We start from the raw sequence: 15587 nt of genomic DNA, 5'->3' as shown, positions 1-15587 counted from the left end.
GTAACCTCGGTCCGCATCAACCAGTGTGTTGGTGCCTGTGCGGCCCACAATTTCCACCGGCGCCAACGTCGGGTTCAGCAATGCCGGTGCATTGGCGTGATCCTGGCCGGCGATCGTCAGGTTCACATTGACGGAAAGCGACTTGGACGACGTCGGCAAAGGGTTGAGCCCGTAGATTTCGTAGCGCACCGCTACGGTCTGTGCCGCCAGAACCGGACTCGGCCCCCCTGAGTACCGTCCAGGGGATGTCCACGTCGAACGGCAATTGCGTCACCAGGCGGCGCGTGGTTGGCCGGTCATCCCAATACACAATCACTTCATGCCTGGCCGCGGCGGACCAGCCCGGGTAGCTGTCTATGCGCACGAACACCCCGCCGCCTTCATCCACGCGAGCGTCATTGCGCTTGATCAACTCATCGTTGTAGATCGGAGGACGAATGCTCGGCGCGGGCAGCCCAAGGGACAGTACAAAAGGCAGCCCGCTGCTCAACGTGCTGAAATTGCCGGCCTCGTCATAAATTCGATAAAACAGGTACCCAGGGCCATTGTTCAGGTCGCGAAACGCATCTGAATTCAAGGTTGCCGTGGGTGGCGTGGTGCTGAAATTTACCAGCGAGCCACCGTCCGCCAGCTTCAACGGCGGCGCGGGCGAATTGGATAAAAAGAATTCAATACGGTCATTGGGCGCCCCGATGTTGTAGACCGGAATGTAAAAAGCCGTGGGCTGATTGTCGGTCAAATACTGGGCGTTGATCGCCGGCTCTGGCGGCACGACAAAGCGTGCCATGTCCGTCGGGGCGATCAATTTTGGCGGTTCCAGGTCGATCGTGATCGTCACTGGCAAACTGGTGCTCTGCCCGCCGACGTTGCGGACGGTGTAGTAAAGGCGTGCAATTCGAGTGCGGCTGCGCAGGTTGAGCATGCTGATTTCACGCTCAAAAAACGCCGGAATATCCGGTGGTGGCGGCCCGATCAGGAACCGGTCGAGAAGCCTGATGCCATCATCGCTCTCCCACCAAAGTTCACACGTATGCACCGGATCTGCCGGGTCACCCGGGACAGCAGGCGTTGGCATCGGCTCCCAGGCGGGGATCTGCACCTTCAACGGGCTGAGCAGCAGTTGCAGCGGCACAACCCCTCTGCCGTCGGTGGTCACAACACCTGGGACCGTAACGGGATCCAAGCCGTCCCCAATGACAGCCATTTTGGTTAAAGGCCGGGAACGCGTGTAGGGCTTTCGGATAGTTGACATGTTCCGGCCTCAGGAAAAGTTTCAGCACGGCGAGTCACGAGAGCAAGGTCTTCGCGCCTGCCATGGAAAAATTAAACGCCTAAAGCCTGCGCACGGATACTGTCAGAACTAACAGGTAGGCCCATCCACTCGTCGTTTTTTTCAGCGTTGTGCACGCGCCTATTTCTAAATATTCCTTGACGAAAGTCGTCGCCTAGCATTTTATGAAACCGGTTTCAGAACCTGTCTCAGGCGGTGAAACGGCTAACTCCAATAAGAAAGGCCCGTAATCGTGACTCCATTTTCCGCCGCCCAGCGCAGCCGCGTGACCATGCTTGACGTTGCCGAGCGCGCCGGTGTGTCCAAAGCCAGCGTGTCGCGCTTTATCGGTGATGACCGCGCCCTGCTCTCCGACGCCATTGCGCAGCGTATCGAACAGGCCATCAGCGAACTTGGCTACCGCCCCAACCAGATGGCCCGTGGTTTGAAACGGGGGCGCACACGCTTGATCGGCATGCTGGTGGCCGATATCCGCAACCCCTATTCCATTGCCGTGATGCATGGCGTCGAAACCGCCTGCCGCAAGCACGGCTACAGCCTGGTGGTGTGCAACACCGACCGCGATGACGAGCAGGAGCGCCAGCATTTGGCAGCCCTGCGCTCGTACAACATCGAAGGGCTGATCGTGAACACCCTCGGCCATCACCTTGACCAACTGCTGCAACTGCAGCAGGAAATGCCGCTGGTGCTGGTGGACCGCAAGGTCGAGCCATTGCACAGCGACCTGGTGGGGCTGGACAACGCCGCAGCGGTGCGCATCGCCGTCGAACATTTGCAACAGCAGGGTTATCGCGACGTGTTGCTGGTCAGCGAAGCCGCCGATGGCACCAGCTCACGCCTGGAGCGCCAGGCCAGTTTCAAGGCCGAGATCGCCAGCCGCCCAGGGCTGACCGGCGCGGTGCTGGAACTGGACGACGCGCTGCAAAGCCGCTTGCAAGCCTTCCTTGCCACGCCCGGCCCGAAAGCGCTGTTCTGCGCCAACGGTATTGCCGCGCTGGCCTGTACCCGTGCGCTCAAGGCTTCAGGCTGCCGGCTGTTTGAGGATGTCGGCTTGATCGCCTTGGATGATCTGGACTGGTACCCGCTGGTGGGCAATGGCATTACCGCCCTCGCCCAGCCTACTGAAGCGATCGGCGCCAGTGCCTTCGACTGCCTGCTCAAACGCCTGCGCGGCGATGATGCGCCGACGCGCACCCTGGATTTTTTGCCGGAATTAATCATCCGTGGTTCCACACAATCGCTTGTGGGAGCTGGCTTGCCTGCGATGACGGTTTACCAGGCGAAGCCGTAGTCGCCTGACACACCGCCATCGCCGGCAAGCCCGCTCCCACATTTGTTTTGCGTATAAAAATGAAACCGGTTTCAGAGGTAAACAACAATGCACAAATACCCCGTCTCCATCAGCCTTTCCAGCTACGGCGCCGAGCTTGTTCGCCAACAGGGCCAACTGAGTTTTGTCGACGTGCTGAGCGCTGCCGGCGCCCAACGCATCGAATGGCGTGAAGAACTGCTGACCACCGAACACCCGACCACACTGGCCCAGGCTGCGGCCGCGCATGGCCTGGAATCGGTGTACTCCTCGCCGCTGGAACTGTGGGTCGCCGGCCGCGCCCAGCCCAACGCCGAGCTGAATGACACCCTCGACCGCGCTCAGGCATTCGGCGCGCGCTGGCTGAAAGTCTCCCTCGGCTACTTCACCGACACCAACGACCTGCAAAGCCTGCACGCCCTGCTCAACCGGCACCCGGTGCAACTGCTGGTGGAAAACGACCAGACCCTGCACGGCGGACGGATCGAGCCGATGCAGCGGTTCTTCACCGAGGTCGAGCGCCTGGGCCTGCCCGTCAAGATGACGTTCGACATCGGCAACTGGCAATGGCAGGACCAGTCCGCCCTCACCGCGGCACGTTTGCTCGGTCGGCACGTGGATTACCTGCACTGCAAGGCCGTGGCCCGGCGCCAGGATGGCAAGCTGGTGGCCCTGCCGCCCGGCGCCACCGACCTGCATCTGTGGGAACAACTGCTCAAGCATATGACTCAAGGTATTACCCGGGCCGTGGAATTCCCGTTGCAGGGTGATGACCTGATCGAGGTCACCGCGCAACAGGTCGCCGCCCTCGCCGTCCTTGGCCAACCGCGTGCGGAGAATGCCCATGTCTGAGATCGATATCCTGTCGTTTGGTGAAACCATGGCGATGTTTGTCGCCGAGCAGACCGGCGATCTGGCCCAGGTGGCTCAGTTCCACAAACGCATTGCCGGCGCCGACAGCAATGTCGCCATTGGCCTGTCGCGCCTGGGGTTCAATGTGGCCTGGCTGAGCCGGGTGGGGAATGATTCCCTCGGGCGTTTTGTGGTCGACACGCTGAAAAAGGAAGGCCTGGATTGTCGGCATGTGGCGGTCGATCCCCTGCACCCCACCGGCTTTCAGTTCAAGTCCCGCGAAGAGGCCGGCGCAGACCCTCAGGTGGAATACTTCCGCAAAGGCTCGGCGGCCAGCCACCTGTCCATCGCCGCCATCAGCCCCACGCTGCTGCAGGCGCGTCACCTGCACGCCACCGGCATTCCGCCGGCGTTGTCCGAGGCCACCCGTGAGCTGTCCCGCGAGCTGATGACACAGATGCGCAAAGCCGGGCACAGCGTGTCGTTCGACCCCAACCTGCGCCCATCGTTATGGGCCAGCCAGGCGCAGATGATCGCCGAAATCAACGCCCTTGCCGCCATGGCGGATTGGGTCTTGCCGGGTTTGAGCGAAGGTCGCTTGCTCACAGGCTTTGAAGACCCGGCCGACATCGCCGCGTTCTACCTCGACCAGGGCGCCGAGGCCGTGGCCATCAAGCTCGGGCCGGACGGCGCCTATTACCGCACCCAGATGGACCAGGGCTTCGTTGCCGCCGTGCCGGTGGAAAAAGTCGTCGACACCGTCGGCGCCGGCGATGGTTTTGCCGTCGGCATGATCAGCGCCCTGCTGGAAAACCTCAGCTTCCCCGAAGCGGTACAGCGCGGCAACTGGATCGGCAGCCGCGCCGTGCAGAGCCGCGGCGACATGGAAGGTTTGCCCACCCGTGCGGAGTTACCCACTCGATCCGTTGCATGACTTACACCCTGTTGCCACAACTACAACAAGCTCAGGAGCAACTCCATGGATACCTTGAAACTCGCCACCCGCCGCTGGTGGTACATCATGCCTATCGTGTTTATCACCTACAGCCTGGCGTACCTGGACCGCGCCAACTACGGCTTCGCCGCCGCCTCCGGGATGGCCGAAGACCTGATGATCACCCCCGGCATGTCCTCGCTGCTGGGCGCGCTGTTCTTCCTCGGCTACTTTTTCTTCCAGGTGCCGGGGGCGATCTACGCGCAGAAACGCAGCGTTAAAAAGCTGATTTTTGTCAGCCTGATCCTCTGGGGCGGCCTTGCCACCCTGACCGGCGTGGTGTCCAACGCCTACATGCTGATCGCCATTCGCTTCATGCTCGGGGTGGTCGAAGCCGCCGTGATGCCGGCGATGCTGGTGTACCTGTGCCACTGGTTCACGCGGGCCGAACGCTCGCGCGCCAATACCTTCCTGATCCTCGGCAACCCGGTGACCATGCTGTGGATGTCAGTGGTGTCGGGCTATCTGGTGCAGCACTTCAGCTGGCGCTGGATGTTTATCATCGAAGGCATACCGGCGGTGATCTGGGCGTTTATCTGGTGGAAGCTGGCGGATGAAAAACCCGCCGACGCCAAGTGGCTGAGTGAGCAGCACAAAAAAGACCTGGAAAGCGCGCTGGCCGCCGAGCAAGTCGGGATCAAGGCGGTGAAGAACTACGCCGAGGCCTTCCGCTCGCCCAAGGTGATCATCCTGGCGCTGCAGTTTTTCTGCTGGAGCATCGGCGTTTACGGCTTTGTGCTGTGGCTGCCGTCGATCCTCAAGGCCGGCCTGCAAATGGACATGGTCGAAGCCGGCTGGCTGTCGGCGTTGCCTTACCTGGCGGCGGTGATCGGCATGCTCGCGGTGTCCTGGGGCTCGGACAAACTGCAAAAACGTAAACGCTTTGTGTGGCCACCGCTGCTGATTGCCTCCATTGCGTTCTACGCCTCCTACGCGTTGGGCGCCGAACACTTCTGGTGGTCCTACAGCCTGCTGGTCATCGCCGGCGCCTGCATGTATGCGCCCTACGGGCCGTTCTTTGCCATCGTGCCGGAGATCCTGCCGGCCAACGTCGCCGGCGGCGCCATGGCGCTGATCAACAGCATGGGCGCGCTGGGCTCGTTCGGCGGTTCGTACCTGGTGGGTTACCTCAACAGCACCACCGGTTCGCCTGGCGCTTCGTACCTGCTGATGAGCGGTGCGCTGATGCTGTCGGTGGTGCTGACGATTTTCCTCAAGCCCGGCGCCAGCGACCGTGAACGCGCGCCGATGCCGACCCTTGGATTGAAGGTGAAAACCCGATGAAAAAGTCTGTCGTTTTATACAAGAAACTCTCTGCGCCCTTGATGGCCCGCCTGCATGAACAGGCCGACGTCACGCTGATCGAAGCCCTCGACGAACCCGGCCTGGCCAAGCTGCGCGAGGCCTTGCCCCGCGCCCAGGGCCTGCTGGGTGCCAGCCTGCGCCTGGACGCCAAGCTGCTCGACCTGGCGCCACGCCTTGAAGCGGTGGCCAGTGTCTCGGTGGGTGTCGACAACTACGACATCGACTACCTGACCCAACGCGGCATCCTGCTCAGCAATACGCCGGACGTGCTCACCGAAACCACTGCCGATACCGGTTTTGCGCTGATCCTGACCACCGCGCGCCGGGTGGTGGAGCTGGCCGACATGGTGCGGGCTGGCCAATGGAGCAAGAACATCGGCCCGTCCCATTTCGGCACCGACGTGCATGGCAAAACCCTCGGCATCATCGGCATGGGCCGCATCGGCGAAGCCTTGGCCCAACGCGGGCATTTTGGTTTTGGCATGCCGGTGATCTACCACAGCCACTCGCCCAAGCCGTTGGTGGAAGAACGCTTCGGCGCGCAGTACCGCAGCCTGGTGGATTTGCTCAAGGAAGCCGACTTTGTTTGCCTGACCTTGCCGCTGACTGCCGAAACCGAGAAGCTGATCGGCGCTGAAGAGTTTGCACTGATGGGCCCGGAGACGATCTTTATCAACATCTCGCGCGGCAAAGTGGTGGACGAGGCGGCGCTGGTTCAGGCGCTGCAGCAACGCACGATTCGGGCAGCGGGTTTGGATGTGTTCGAGCGTGAGCCGTTGAACCACGACTCGCCCCTGTTGCGCTTGAACAATGTGGTGGCCACGCCGCACATCGGCTCGGCGACCCATGAAACACGCGAAGCGATGGCTAAATGTGCGGTGGACAACCTGCTGGCGGCGCTGGCCGGCGACCGCCCGAAAAACCTGGTGAACCCGGCTGCCTGGAAACACTGATTCCTGAGACTTGCACAGACCCAAAGTGGGAGCTGGCTTGCCTGCGATGCAGCCCCCTCGGTACATCAGGTGTACCCAGTGGATGCCTTCGCAGGCAAGCCAGCTCCCACATGTGACCGAGTACACCCGCTACATGGTGCACTGCACTTTAAAAGGTGGGAGCGGGCTTGCCCGCGATGGCGTTGGGTCAGTGCCGAATATGCAAACTGACACACTGCATTCGCGGGCAAGCCCGCTCCCACATTGACTGTGTTCATCCAACCTAGCTTGCTGTGTAAACCCAATCTCTGTGGGAGCCGGGCTTGCCCGCGATGGCGGTGGATCAGTGCCACATGTGCAATCCGACACACTGCATTCGCGGGCAAGCCCGCTCCCACATTGACCGTGTTCATCCAACGTAGCTTGCTGTGTAAACCCAATCGCTGTGGGAGCCGGGCTTGCCCGCGATGGCGGTGGGTCAGTGCCACATGTGCAATCCGACACACTGCATTCGCGGGCAAGCCCGCTCCCACATTGACCGTGTTCATCCAACGTAGCTTGCTGTGTAAACCCAATCGCTGTGGGAGCGGGCTTGCTCGCGAAGGCGGTGAGTCAATGCCGCATGTGCAATCCGACACACTGCATTCGCGGGCAAGCCCGCTCCCACATTGACCGTGTTCATCCAACCTAGCTTGTTGTGTAAACCCGCTCCCACATTTGGATCGTCGACACATTCAAGTCAGCGCAAGGCCCGGCGCAGCACTTTGCCGACGGTGGTCTTGGGCAGCTCGGCGGTGCGGAACTCCACATACCGCGGCACTTTGTAACCCGTCAGGTATTCGCGGCAATGGGCGAGGATCTGCTCCTGCGTGAGGTTCGGGTCCTTGCGCACTACGATGATCTTCACCCTTTCGCCAGTGACGCCATCTTCCACACCGACCGCCGCCACCTCACCCACGCCCGGGTGCATGGCCACCACGTCTTCGATTTCATTCGGGTACACATTGAAGCCCGAGACCAGAATCATGTCTTTCTTGCGGTCCACCAGGCGGATGTAGCCGCGCTCGTCCATCACGCCGATATCACCGGTCGACAGCCAGCCCTCGGCATCCAGCACCTCGGCGGTTTCCTTGGGGCGCTTCCAGTAACCCTGCATCACCTGCGGCCCGCGCACTTGCAGTTCGCCTTGCTCACCGGTGTCGGCCAGTTCACCGTCCTCGCGGATAAAACGCACCCAGGTGGAGGGCAGCGGCACGCCAATGCTGCCGGTGAACTCCATCTCGCGCATGCGGGCGATATTGATCGGGCTGATGCTCACCACCGGCGAGCACTCGGTGAGGCCATAGCCCTCGATGATCGGCAGCCCGGTGACTTCTTTCCAGCGCTTGGCCACCGCCGTGTGCGTGGCCATGCCGCCGGCGATCACCAGGCGCAGGGCGGAAAAGTCGCGGGCGCAGAACGCTTTGTTTTCGAGCAAGCCATTAAACAGCGTGTTGACCCCGGCAATGCCGTTGAAGCGCTCCTTGCGCAGGATCATCTGCACGCGTTTCACATCACGCGGGTTGGCGATCAGGATGTTGCGCCCGCCCAGGCACATGAACATCAGGCAGTTCACCGTCAGCGAAAAGATGTGGTACAGCGGCAGCAAGGTGACGTTGGTTTCCTGCTGGTCCTGGTCCAGCTGGTCGCCGACCCAGGCCTTGGCCTGCAACAGGTTGGCGATGATATTGCGGTGGCTGAGCATCACACCCTTGGCGTCCCCGGTGGTGCCGCCGGTGTATTGCAAAAAGGCCAGGTCGTCGAGGTTCATGGCCACCGGGAAGTGATTCAGCGCCCGCCCCTGTTTCAGCACCCGATTGAAGCGCACCGCGCCGGGCAGGTTAAAACCGGGCACCTGCTTTTGCACACGGCGCAGGATGAAATTCATCGCCGCGCCCTTGAAGGTGCCCAGCAAGTCGCCAATGGCCGCCACCACCACGCGCTTGACGCTGCTGCCGGCCACGACCTTTTCCAGGGTGTGGGCGAAGTTTTCGAAAATCACCACGGTTTCGGCGCCGCTGTCCTTGAGCAGATGCTTGAGCTCATGGGAGGTGTACAGCGGGTTGACGTTGACCACCACCGCGCCGGCCAGGATGGTGCCCAACAGGCAGATCGGGTACTGCAAGCAGTTGGGCATCATCAAGGCCACGCGGTCGCCCTTCTTTACGCCCTGACCCTGCAGCCACGCGGCAAACGCGATGCCTTGCACCCGCCAGTCGGCATAGGTCATTTCGGTGCCGATGCTGACGTAAGCGACGCGCTCGCGAAATTTCTCCAGGTGTTCAAGGAACACCTCGCGCAGCGACGGGTAGTCCTCGATACCGGCCTCGATGTCCGCCGGCACGCCGGGCAGGTAAGCGTTCAACCAGATCCGTTCGGTACGTTCGAGGCTTACAGCGTTCATGGCAGTCTCCTTGTTGTTGTTTTTATCGCACTACTTTTCGACGATGGCCGTAACACCCAGCCCGCCCGCCGCGCAGATCGAAATCAAGCCGCGCCCGCCACCATTGTCATGGATGGTTTTGGCCAGTGCCGCCAACTGCCGGCCACCGGTCGCGGCGAACGGGTGGCCACAGCCAAGCGAACCACCGTTGACGTTCATTTTGCTGCGGTCGATGGCGCCCAGCGGTGCGTCCAGGCCCAGGCGCTCACGGCAGTAATCGGCGTCTTCCCAGGCCTTGAGCGTGCACAGCACCTGGGCGGCAAACGCTTCGTGAATCTCGAAGAAGTCAACGTCGGCAAAGCTCAGGCCTTCACGCTTGAGCATGCGTGGAACGGCATAGGCCGGGGCCATCAACAGGCCTTCGGTGCCATCGACAAAATTCACCGCCGCTGTTTCGCCGGTACGCAGGTAGGCCAGTACCGGCAAGCCGTGTTCGGCAGCCCAGGCCTCACTGGCCAACAGCACCACCGAAGCGCCATCGGTCAGCGGCGTGGAATTGCCCGCCGTGAGCGTACCGTTCTGACGGTCGTAGGCTGGGGATAGCCCGGCGAGTTTCGCAAGGCTGGTGTCAGCCCGCAGGTTGTTGTCGCGCGCAAGGCCGCGATAAGGGCTGATCAGATCGTCGAAAAAACCACGGGCGTAAGCGGCATTCAGGCGCTGGTGGCTGGTCAGGGTCAACTCATCCTGGGCCAGCCGCTTGATCTGCCAGCGCTTGGCCATTTCTTCACAGTGCTCACCCATCGACAGGCCGGTGCGTGGCTCGCCATTGCGCGGCAGCAACGGCTTGAACAACATCGACGGGCGCACCTTCAGCAACGCCTTGAGCTTATCGCCCATGCCCTTGGCGCGGTTGGCCGCGAGCAAGGTGTGGCGCAGGGATTCGTTGATGCCGATGGGCGCGTCCGAGGTGGTGTCGCTACCGCCGGCAATGCCGACGTCGATCTGGCCCAGGGCGATTTTATTCGCCACCAGCAACGCCGCTTCAAGGCCCGTGCCGCAGGCTTGTTGCACGTCGTACGCGGGGGTTTCGGGCGACAATGTGGTCGACAGCAGCGACTCGCGCGCCAGGTTGAAATCGCGCGAATGCTTGATCACCGCCCCCGCGGCAAACTCGCCCAGGCGCTGGCCATGCAGGTTGTAGCGGTCAACCAGGCCTTGCAGGGCGGCAACCAGCAAGTCCTGATTGCTGTCGTGGGCGTACACGCTGTTGGAGCGGGCAAACGGGATACGGTTGCCGCCGATAATCGCCACGCGGCGAGTCGGGGCCGGGTTGAAGCTGTAGTCACTCATTGACGGTTCTCATTCCAGACAAAAAGCCCACGCATATGCGGTTTATCGCCCGCCGCATTGCGCACTTCGAACTCACGGCGCGGGCCGGTCACGGGGCGATTCCACAGGGTGACCTGGCCGGGCAGGAAGATCGGCAGTTTGAAGTCGCAATGCGCCTGGGCGTGTTCCAGGCCGCCCGGCGGTTGCTGAGCGGCGAGCGCGCGGCCCAGGGTCCACATGCCGTGGGCGATGGCGCGGCGAAAGCCAAAGATTCTGGCGCCGATCACCGAGGTGTGAATCGGGTTGAAGTCCCCCGACACCTTGGCAAAACGCCGGCCCAGGTCGGCCGGCACTGCCCAGCGCTGGCTGCGCAACAGCCCGTCTTCCTGCAACGTCAGCACGTCTTCCCACGGTTCGCCGACCGGGTCTTTCACATCACGGCGCAGGTACAGGCTGTCGCTCTGCCACACCAACGCGTCGGCGCCGTAGGCCCGCGTGGCGATAATCAGCGCCTGGCCTTTGGGGTGCGCCACCCAGCGCTCGCAACCTACTTCCAGGCGTAACGCCTGGCCTTCGTGCAAACGCTGGTGCTGATGAATCCGATTGGCCAGGTGCACCATGCCGCTGGCCGGATACGGAAAGCTCGGCCGTGTCAGCAGCATCAGGTGCAACGGGAACGCCAGCACGTGCGGATAGGACAGCGGCACGCCCTGCTCGCGCCGGAAACCACAGGCGTGGCCATACGCGGCGATAGCGCTGGCCGACAGCGCCGCCGCCGAACGCACCAGGCATTCCCTGGGCAGCAACGGCGCACCCTCAAGCTTGGGTTTGCGCAGCGCGCGCACGCCATCGAGCAACAACTGGGTGCGCGACGGTGGCGGGTCGATGATTTGCGTCACGTAGTCCATGGCTCATGCTCCCAGCAGGCTTTGGCCGCACACGCGTACGACTTGGCCGTTGACCCCGCCGGACGCCGGGTGCGCCAGCCAGGCAATGGTCTCGGCCACATCAATTGGCTGCCCGCCTTGGGACATCGAGTTCATGCGCCGCCCCGCCTCGCGGATCATCAGTGGAATTCTGGCGGTCATCTGTGTCTCGATAAAACCGGGCGCAACGGCGTTGACCGTGACCTGCTGCGCTGCCGCCAACGGTGCCAGGCCGTGCACCAAGCCAATCACACCGGCCTTGGAGGTGGCGTAATTGCTCTGCCCCAGGTTGCCGGCAATGCCAGAGATCGACGACACGCACACAATCCGCCCGCCCGGGTTCAACCCCTGGTGGTGCAGCAACGCATTGCTCAACTGCAACGGTGCTTCCAGGTTGACTGCCAGCACACTGCGCCAGGCCGCCTCGGTCATTTTGGCAATGGTCTTGTCACGGGTGATCCCGGCGTTGTGCACCACCACATCAAAAGCACCGTACTGTTCGACATGTGCCTGCAACAGCGCGGCCGAGTCGGCTGCGGTGATGTCCAGCGGCAAGGCCGAACCGTTGACACTGGCGGCGGCCTGCTGCAGCGCTGCATGGGCTTGGGGCACGTCCACACACACCACGTGGGCGCCGTCGCGGGCCAGCACCTGGGCGATGGCCAGACCAATCCCACGCGACGCGCCGGTGACCAATGCGCGGCGCCCAACAAACGGCTTATCCCAGTTGACGGCAACCTCGCCATCCACCGGTTTTTGCAGGCGCACGACCTGACCGGACACATAGGCCGAACGGCGCGACAGAAAAAACCGCAGGCTGCTGTCCAGGGCGTCTTCGGCGCCCGGCGCGACATAGATCAATTGCACGGTGATCGCCCGGCGCAGCTCCTTGGCCAGTGAGCGCACCAGGCCTTCGAGGGCGCGTTGGGCGATGGCCTGGGGCAAGTCCCGGCAATGCTCGGGCGCAGTGCCGAGCACCACCACGCGGCCATGCTGACTGAGGCGCTTGGCGTTGGCGTGGAAGAAGACATAGAGCTCGTCGAGCTGCTGCAAATCGAGCACCGCCGTGGCATCGAACACCGCGCCCTGCACCTTGACCGTGGACGGCGCCCGGAGCGTCGCCGGCGTGGCCGCGACGGTGTCGGTGGCGGCAAAAATCTGTTGCACCTGCGTGGATAACCGCCCTGCCCCGGCGACGATGACCGGGTTGACCAGGCCCTGCTGGCCGCTGCGATGGCGCTGCAACGGCAACGGCTGCGGCAGGCCGATGGCCCGGGCGAGGCGCCGGCCCCAGGCGGAGTTGACGAAGGAAAGGTAGCTGTCACTCATAGTAAGCATTCACTCACAACACACACTGGCTTTATAAACCCGATGCGGGTGGGAACTGGCTTGCCTGGGCTGCAGACGACTCGGTCGTTCACAGGCACCGAGGCGCTGCCATCGCAGGCAAGCCCGCTCCCACCTTGATCGTGTTTCTCCTAGTTGACCGAGGCGTTTTCGCTTTGGGGTGTGCGACGTTTGGCGCTCGGCTCCAAGGCTTGTTTGCGCTGCTGCAACGCCTCGAGCAAACCAAAGTCCTGCGGGAAATCATCGACCTGGATGCCGTGGTCGGCGTATTCCACATAGCGGCCGAGCAAGGTGTCTTCCTCGTCGCTGATCAGGTCCAGCGCCCGCGCCTTGACGCGCCAGCCGCTGAACGCGGTGGCGGAAATCGGCATCGGTTCGATCAGGCCTTGCTTGACGGCCGACTTGAGGCGAGCGTCGATCAGCTCCACCTGCGGCAACAGGCGCAAGCCCAATTCGCCGTAGGCCAGCTTGTCGATTTCCGGGCGCGGGATGTAGGAATTGGCCAACAGGCGGTCGCGTGTTTCACCTGGCGTCTGCACCACCTCGGCGACTTGGGCCAGCAAGCGATCCGACGGTTTGCGCAGGGGAATACCGAACGGAAAACTCAAGCCACGCACCACTGCCGCAGCAGCGTTCGAGGGGTAGTTATCGAGCACTTCGGCCAGCGCTTCATGCGCACGTAACAGCGCATCCTGGGCGGCCCAGTGCACCAGCGGCAGGTCGGCCTGGGGCCGGCCGTCGTCCTCAAAGCGCTTGAGCACGCAGGACAGGATGTACAACTGCGACAGAATATCGCCCAGACGCCCGGTGATACTTTCCTTGCGCTTGAGTGCACCCCCGAGCACACCCATGGACACATCCGAGATCAACGCCAGCACCACCGACAGCCGATTGGCCTGGCGGTAGTAGGACGCCAGCGCCGGCTCGGTCTTGGCCGGTGCAGAAAGCAGCCGCCCACCCGTCAGCGCATGCACCCCGGCGCGTACGGCATTGGCGACGACAAAGCTCACATGGCCGAACATCGCGCGGTCGAAGGCTTCCAGTGCCTGGCGCCGGTCCGGGTTACGCGCGGCTTCCATTTCGCGGAATACGTACGGATGGCAGCGAATCAGCCCCTGGCCAAAGATGATCAGGCAGCGGGTCATGATGTTCGCACCCTCCACGGTGATCGCAATCGGGCTTTGCTGGTAAGCACGGGCCAGGAAATTGTTGGGGCCCATGCAGATGCCTTTGCCGGCGACGATGTCCATGCCGTCGTTGACGATGATCCGCGCGCGCTCGGTGACGTGGTACTTGGCAATGGCCGAGATCACCGAAGGTTTTTCGCCGGCATCCAGCGACGCCACCGAGACCTTGCGCACCGCGTCGCAGGCATACAAATGCCCGGCCATGCGTGCCAGCGGCGCCTGTACGCCTTCGAACTTGCCGATGGGCAGGCCGAACTGCTTGCGCATCGCCGCGTAGGCGCTGGTGCCGCGTACCGCGACTTTGCCCAGGCCGACGTTGGCCGAGGGCAGAGAAATCGCCCGCCCGGCTGCCAGGCATTCCATCAGCATGCGCCAGCCGTTACCGACCTGTTCGCGGCCGCCGATCACCCATTCCAGGGGAATGAACACATCCTTGCCGGTGGTGGGACCGTTCTGGAATACCGCGTTCAGAGGCCAGTGACGACGACCGCTGTTGACGCCTGGGTGAGACGTTGGGATCAACGCGCAGGTGATGCCCAGCGAGCCCGCCTTGCCCAGCAGGCCCTCTGGGTCTTCGGCGCGAAACGCCAGGCCCAGCACCGTCGCGATGGGGCCAAGGGTGATGTAGCGCTTGTCCCAGGTCACTTTGAAACCCAGCACTTGCTCGCCCTCGTGCAGGCCCTTGCAGACGACGCCCACGTCCGGAATTGCGCCGGCATCAGAGCCCGCATACGGGCTGGTCAGGGCAAAGCACGGGATGTCTTCGCCTCGCGCCAGGCGGGGCAAGTAGTAATTGCGTTGGGCATCGGTGCCGTAATGCAGCAGCAATTCCGCCGGGCCCAGGGAATTGGGGACCATCACCGAAATCGCCGCCGCCGAGCAGCGTGTCGACAGCTTCATCACCACCTGGGAATGCGCGTAGTGGGAGAAGCCTTTGCCGCCGTATTGCTTGGGAATGATCATGCCCAGGAACCCGGCGTCCTTGGTGTACTGCCAGCCTTCGGGGGACATGTCCTGCCAGATCTGGGTGGTTTCCCAGTCGTTGGCGATGTCGCAGAGGGTTTCGACCTCGTTGTCGAGGAAGGCTTGTTCTTCGGCGCTGAGGCTGGCCGGCGCAGCCTTAAGCAGGCGATCCCAGTTGGGTTTGCCGCTGAACAGCTCGGCGTCCCACCACACGGTGCCGGATTCGATGGCGGCGCGTTCGGTGTCGGACATGGCCGGCATGATCGTACGAAACAGACTCAAGGCCTTGCTGGTCAACAGCGTGCGACGCAAGGGTTTGATCGTCAGCAGCAGCGCGGGCACCACCACCAGCAGCGCCGCAACGCTGGTGCCCACACCAGCGACCACGTTGAACAGGTAACCAAGCGCCAGCCAGATCAAGCCAACGCCCAGCCACAGCGCAGCGGCGGCTTGTCGATACGCCAGGGCAATCGCTGCTGCGACACCCACTAATAACCAGATAACCATGGGGATACCTCTACCTAATCAGGGCATGGGCGATGCGCAGGCCGCTCGAAATGAGCGACGGCGTAAAGCCACACTACAAACTTGAAAAGACAAATTCAAATTTTGTTTTGAAATTTTTATTTAATGCCTTGGCAAAAAAAACCAGGCTGAGCACGTCAGCCTGTTGAATCAGAAAATGCGGTGCTGCACACGTCGCGAGGGCGAACCCCCGCTCTAGAGCCTT

General features: G+C 62.5%; 11 protein-coding genes. 5 read left to right on the top strand and 6 right to left on the bottom strand.

The features are described 5' to 3' along the window. Positions 1-16: 16 nt before the first annotated feature. Positions 17-1132: a hypothetical protein gene (locus tag ABWL43_RS12905; protein ID WP_404488012.1), complete on the bottom strand. Its 1116-nt coding sequence runs from the start codon at positions 1130-1132 to the stop codon at positions 17-19. 391 nt (positions 1133-1523) lie between these two features. On the opposite strand from ABWL43_RS12905, the gene ABWL43_RS12900 reads away from it, so the two are divergent. From ABWL43_RS12900 to ABWL43_RS12880, 5 genes are all read left to right on the top strand, one after another. Continuing rightward, complete coding sequence (locus tag ABWL43_RS12900) at positions 1524-2582, top strand: LacI family DNA-binding transcriptional regulator (protein ID WP_347341001.1); 1059 nt, start codon at positions 1524-1526, stop codon at positions 2580-2582. Positions 2583-2669: 87 nt separating this feature from the next. Next, a complete protein-coding gene (locus ABWL43_RS12895; protein WP_262206572.1) occupies positions 2670-3452 on the top strand; it encodes a sugar phosphate isomerase/epimerase in 783 nt (260 codons plus the stop codon). Further along, positions 3445-4386 (top strand): sugar kinase, encoded by a 942-nt coding sequence (locus ABWL43_RS12890; protein ID WP_262206573.1) that lies wholly within the window; start codon positions 3445-3447, stop codon positions 4384-4386. The genes ABWL43_RS12895 and ABWL43_RS12890 overlap by 8 nt, the downstream gene beginning before the upstream one ends. Positions 4387-4431: 45 nt before the next feature. Then, positions 4432-5730, top strand: a complete 1299-nt coding sequence (locus ABWL43_RS12885) for an MFS transporter (RefSeq protein WP_106577856.1) — start codon at positions 4432-4434, stop codon at positions 5728-5730. Continuing rightward, complete coding sequence (locus ABWL43_RS12880) at positions 5727-6704, top strand: NAD(P)-dependent oxidoreductase (RefSeq protein ID WP_404488010.1); 978 nt, start codon at positions 5727-5729, stop codon at positions 6702-6704. Before ABWL43_RS12885 ends, ABWL43_RS12880 begins: the two co-directional genes overlap by 4 nt. Positions 6705-7422: 718 nt before the next feature. On the opposite strand, the gene ABWL43_RS12875 is transcribed toward ABWL43_RS12880, so the two are convergent. The 5 genes from ABWL43_RS12875 to ABWL43_RS12855 form a co-directional block, all read right to left on the bottom strand. Continuing rightward, the gene (locus ABWL43_RS12875; protein ID WP_404488008.1) at positions 7423-9126 is read right to left on the bottom strand and encodes an AMP-binding protein; all 1704 of its coding nucleotides are present in this window, start codon (positions 9124-9126) and stop codon (positions 7423-7425) included. Between the two features lie 30 nt (positions 9127-9156). Continuing rightward, the gene (locus ABWL43_RS12870; protein ID WP_404488005.1) at positions 9157-10455 is read right to left on the bottom strand and encodes an acetyl-CoA C-acetyltransferase; all 1299 of its coding nucleotides are present in this window, start codon (positions 10453-10455) and stop codon (positions 9157-9159) included. Next, the gene (locus ABWL43_RS12865) at positions 10452-11342 is read right to left on the bottom strand and encodes a MaoC/PaaZ C-terminal domain-containing protein (RefSeq protein WP_145164412.1); all 891 of its coding nucleotides are present in this window, start codon (positions 11340-11342) and stop codon (positions 10452-10454) included. The genes ABWL43_RS12870 and ABWL43_RS12865 overlap by 4 nt, the downstream gene beginning before the upstream one ends. Before the next feature lie 3 nt (positions 11343-11345). Further along, the gene (locus tag ABWL43_RS12860; RefSeq protein ID WP_145164414.1) at positions 11346-12689 is read right to left on the bottom strand and encodes a 3-oxoacyl-ACP reductase; all 1344 of its coding nucleotides are present in this window, start codon (positions 12687-12689) and stop codon (positions 11346-11348) included. A 149-nt stretch (positions 12690-12838) separates the two neighbouring features. Next, positions 12839-15364, bottom strand: a complete 2526-nt coding sequence (locus ABWL43_RS12855) for an acyl-CoA dehydrogenase (RefSeq protein ID WP_404488002.1) — start codon at positions 15362-15364, stop codon at positions 12839-12841. Positions 15365-15587 lie beyond the last annotated feature (223 nt).

It is taken from the genome of Pseudomonas sp. HT11 (genome assembly GCF_044875395.1).
In the GTDB taxonomy this organism is placed as follows: domain Bacteria; phylum Pseudomonadota; class Gammaproteobacteria; order Pseudomonadales; family Pseudomonadaceae; genus Aquipseudomonas.
Note: the sequence above shows the minus strand (reverse complement) of the source record. Positions and strands in the feature narration are given on the sequence as shown.

What these genes read in the sequence shown, in the direction of transcription:
- ABWL43_RS12855 (WP_404488002.1), bottom strand. Translation starts at nt 15,364, where the DNA reads ATGGTTATCTGGTTATTAGTGGGTGTCGCAGCAGCGATTGCCCTGGCG.
- ABWL43_RS12875 (WP_404488008.1), bottom strand. Translation starts at nt 9,126, where the DNA reads ATGAACGCTGTAAGCCTCGAACGTACCGAACGGATCTGGTTGAACGCT.
- ABWL43_RS12880 (WP_404488010.1), top strand. Translation starts at nt 5,727, where the DNA reads ATGAAAAAGTCTGTCGTTTTATACAAGAAACTCTCTGCGCCCTTGATG.
- ABWL43_RS12895 (WP_262206572.1), top strand. Translation starts at nt 2,670, where the DNA reads ATGCACAAATACCCCGTCTCCATCAGCCTTTCCAGCTACGGCGCCGAG.
- ABWL43_RS12865 (WP_145164412.1), bottom strand. Translation starts at nt 11,342, where the DNA reads ATGGACTACGTGACGCAAATCATCGACCCGCCACCGTCGCGCACCCAG.
- ABWL43_RS12890 (WP_262206573.1), top strand. Translation starts at nt 3,445, where the DNA reads ATGTCTGAGATCGATATCCTGTCGTTTGGTGAAACCATGGCGATGTTT.
- ABWL43_RS12870 (WP_404488005.1), bottom strand. Translation starts at nt 10,455, where the DNA reads ATGAGTGACTACAGCTTCAACCCGGCCCCGACTCGCCGCGTGGCGATT.
- ABWL43_RS12860 (WP_145164414.1), bottom strand. Translation starts at nt 12,689, where the DNA reads ATGAGTGACAGCTACCTTTCCTTCGTCAACTCCGCCTGGGGCCGGCGC.
- ABWL43_RS12885 (WP_106577856.1), top strand. Translation starts at nt 4,432, where the DNA reads ATGGATACCTTGAAACTCGCCACCCGCCGCTGGTGGTACATCATGCCT.